Source organism: Desulfosalsimonas sp., from assembly GCF_046483245.1.
Lineage (GTDB): Bacteria > Desulfobacterota > Desulfobacteria > Desulfobacterales > Desulfosalsimonadaceae > Desulfosalsimonas.
This window is the reverse complement of sequence record NZ_JAWODO010000132.1, coordinates 1-3,277: the sequence shown is the minus strand read 5'-3', so window position 1 is coordinate 3,277 and position 3,277 is coordinate 1. Positions and strand designations below refer to the sequence as shown.

The 3,277-nt window shown below is 55.0% G+C and carries 4 protein-coding genes; 1 reads left to right on the top strand and 3 read right to left on the bottom strand.

The window, feature by feature from the left end; translation table 11 throughout:
* The coding region (locus R6U41_RS11335; RefSeq protein ID WP_410269947.1) for a LexA family protein at positions 1-353 on the bottom strand (353 nt) is incomplete at its 3' end.
* Positions 354-433: 80 nt separating this feature from the next.
* Between R6U41_RS11335 and R6U41_RS11330 the strand changes: the two genes are divergently transcribed.
* Positions 434-850, top strand: coding sequence for a transporter (locus tag R6U41_RS11330; protein ID WP_410269946.1), 417 nt, complete (start codon positions 434-436; stop codon positions 848-850).
* A 63-nt stretch (positions 851-913) separates the two neighbouring features.
* Here the strand turns inward: R6U41_RS11330 and R6U41_RS11325 are convergent, their stop codons facing one another.
* Both R6U41_RS11325 and R6U41_RS11320 read right to left on the bottom strand, forming a co-directional pair.
* A complete protein-coding gene (locus R6U41_RS11325) occupies positions 914-1,894 on the bottom strand; it encodes an NAD(P)H-dependent flavin oxidoreductase (protein ID WP_410269945.1) in 981 nt (326 codons plus the stop codon).
* A 65-nt stretch (positions 1,895-1,959) separates the two neighbouring features.
* Positions 1,960-2,772, bottom strand: coding sequence for a DUF3786 domain-containing protein (locus R6U41_RS11320; protein ID WP_410269944.1), 813 nt, complete (start codon positions 2,770-2,772; stop codon positions 1,960-1,962).
* Positions 2,773-3,277 lie beyond the last annotated feature (505 nt).

Sequence of the window (3,277 nt, the reverse complement as noted above, 5' to 3'; positions counted from 1 at the left end):
AGGTTGGCGCCCTTATAGAGATCTGCATCCACCACAATGCTTTCCTCCCATTGCTGCTGGGCATACATGGGCAGCCCGGCGGTGATCCGGCCGATGACCGGCACTTCCCGGATCCGTTGGATTCCGGCAGGGGCACCGGCGCGGTTGAGCAGATGCAGATGCCTGCCATAGCGGCCCTGGCGCTTTACCAGGCCCTTTTGCTCCAGGACTTTTAGCATTTCCGCCACTGCCGTGTGGCTCACTCCCAGATCCCCGGCGGTCCTGCGCAAAGACGGCGTCTGGCCGGTTTCCGCGATCTGCTCCCGGAGATAGTCGAGCAACCGCTGCTGTCGTGGACTCAGTTCTGTTTTCATGGTTTACCTGTTAGCCCGAAAAAATGTAAAAGTCAATGTAAAATCTTGTAAAGAACATGTAAGGAAACTGGACAAAAAACTTGAATAATCCGAACAAGCCTTATATAAGGCTATTTTTCGATGAGCAAAAGACATGGTCGGCCAGCGTCCTGACCCGAACCCTGGTCCACGGCCGGCAAAAGGACACCGATATCCGGCCCGGAGCGGAATTTGTGGTGGAATGGGGTATCGGAAAGGAAATCCCGGTTTCTCCCGGCCTTGTGATCCGGCCCGGCATCAGCGGATGCTCAACCTGGCAGATCGATGATGACAGCGGGGATGCGTCCGGTGTTATAGCCTCGGAGAGAAAACATAACCATGCCCTGGGCGCGGAAATCAATTTTTTCCTGCCCCCTCCCCGGCTCATGCAGGTCAACCTTCGGTTTCTCCGGGAATTTAGCGCAAAAAACAGCCCGGAAGGCCCCCAGTTTATCATTACCCTGAGCAAGTCCTGGTAAAGACCCAAAAAACCGGGGCCGTCATGCATCCAAAATTGGGAATGCATAACGGCTCCGGCCGTTTCAGTCCCGTATGCTTGCCGCATTTTTGCGCATCACGGCTTCGGCCTCTGCCATAATGCGCTCAAGCAGCTGCCCCACACTGGGCACATCCCGGATCAGCCCCATGCATTGGCCCGCAGCCAGGGTCCCGGTCTCCATGTCACCCTGCTCAAGCATTTCCTTGCCCACCCGGCCGGCCACATAGGAAACAATGTCCTCGATGCGGGTTTCGCCCGGCTGCTGCTCGATTTCAATGACCTTGTCCGCAATGGTGTTGTGCAACACCCGCTCGGTGTTGCGCAAAGAGCGCATGATCAGGCGGGTATCGCGTTCCGTGCGGCTGACTAAGGCCTGCTTGACATTTTCGTGCACAGGCGCCTCTTTTGTGGCCACAAACCGGGTGCCCATGTTGATGGCATCCGCGCCCAGGGCCAGGGCTGCGGCCAGGCCCCGGCCGTCGGCAAACCCGCCCGAGGCCACCAGGGGAACGTCAATGGCATCCCGGGTGCAGGGCAGCAGGATCAGGGAGGTCACATCGTCTTCACCGGGATGGCCGGCTGCCTCAAAGCCGTCCATGCCGATGGCATCACAGCCGATTTTCACGGCCTTTTGGGCGTGGCGCACCGAGGTGCACTTGTGCAGCACCTTGATATCCGCGGACTTGATCTGATCCATGTACGGCTCGGGGTTTCTGCCGGCGGTCTCGATAAATCCGACCCCCTCCTCGATGCACACCCGGATATAGCCGGGATAATCCGGCGGGGTGAGCGTGGGCAGAAACGTGAGGTTCACGCCAAAGGGCTTGTCTGTCATCTGCCGGCATTTACGGATTTCCGCGCGCAGATCCTCCGGGTCGGGAAATGTCAGCGCGGTCATAAAGCCGATGCCGCCGGCATTGGCCACTGCCGCGGCCAGTTCCGCCCGGGCAATCCACATGAGGCCGCCCTGGACAATGGGTTTTTCAATGCCGAACAATTCGGTAATCCGGGTCTGGATCATCATCTCCCCCCTTTTTTGGGCACGGTAATGGATGCAATATAATACACGTTAAACAACTTTACTCGATATCAGGCTGTATGCTTCAGGGAAAATTTTTCAAACATGTGGGCCAGGCCCGCGCCCAGGGTGTAGACAGAGCCGATGCTTAAGTTGTCTTCCACGCACTTGTCAAAAAATATCTGCAAATTCGATTCCATCCCCTCTTCGGGCTCCCAGTAGCAAAACAGCAGAGGGGCTTTGGCCAGGGGATACATCACCACCGCGGTATCGGCATCAAACCGGGTTTCGGTGCGTTTGCCGTCAAATACGTCGAGCATGTCATTGAAAAAATCCGTATACGTGTCTGCAATGCGTTTTAAGGGCTTGGTGCAGCGCTGGTCAAACAGACCCTCGCGTTCGCGCCCGCCCTTAAGCTCCCGAAGCGGTACCCACTTGCCCGTGGGGGGCGTGCCCTTTGCGTTGACGATATAATCAAACACCGGCACGGTCACCCAGGGATTGACATGAATCTGGGTGGAAATCCGGCCGTCGCCGTCCACGGCAAAATCCTTGCCCATGACCTTGACAATGATGCGGCCCTTTTCAAAACGGGCGCCAAGACGCCGGGCGGCTTCTTCCAGGTCGGTTTGGCGCACCTGTTCCCGGAGCTCTTCCACGGCATCATCGACTTCAGCACCATTGTCGTTTGACTGTTGGGCGACATTGTTTTCATTTTCAAATGCCGCAGCAGCTTCGGCATCCACGTAAGGGCACTCGGACAAACTTCTTTTTCCCGTAAATACTGCCGCGGCAAAAGCCATGCAGGTTTTTTCATTGCAATGGCGGCAGTTGGATTTGTTTAACAGCTTGTAAATCTCCATGGGACTTGCAGGTTGGGACATAAATTCATGCTCCTTTTGCACTGGTTCGGATTCTCAATTTTTATAGGCATTAAATTATCGGTATATACTCAAATGCGTTCATACTATAAACATTTTTTTGCCGAATGCACCCATGCTGCCCGGCTTTGCCTGGCATCTCCCGCAACTCCCGGGCCCGGGCTTTTCCAGCCACCGCAAACAACCTGTCAAAACCCCTGCTGAAATCCTGGACAGCCCCGGGTCTTTTTGATATCTTTCTTTCATAAATACAAACATGATAAGCTTGTAAAAAGCTTTTTACCGCGTCCGCTGTTTTTGCAGGAAGGAAGCCCTGCGGCCGGGGTCAGTTTTTTCGCTCCTGACCGTTTACGGATTCAGCCAATGCCTTCGCTTAAAATTTCAAAAACTCGGCCTGTCGGCCTCAAACAGTTTGAAATTTTTTAGCTCCGGCATTTGCTGAATTTTTCCGTAAACGCTCAATGTCGCTTCAAAAACCGACCCCGTCCTTGGACTTCCTTGGAAGTGT

Excerpts from the sequence above, each read along its gene's own strand:
- R6U41_RS11325 (WP_410269945.1), bottom strand. The coding sequence starts at position 1,894 with ATGATGATCCAGACCCGGATTACCGAATTGTTCGGCATTGAAAAACCC.
- R6U41_RS11320 (WP_410269944.1), bottom strand. The coding sequence starts at position 2,772 with ATGTCCCAACCTGCAAGTCCCATGGAGATTTACAAGCTGTTAAACAAA.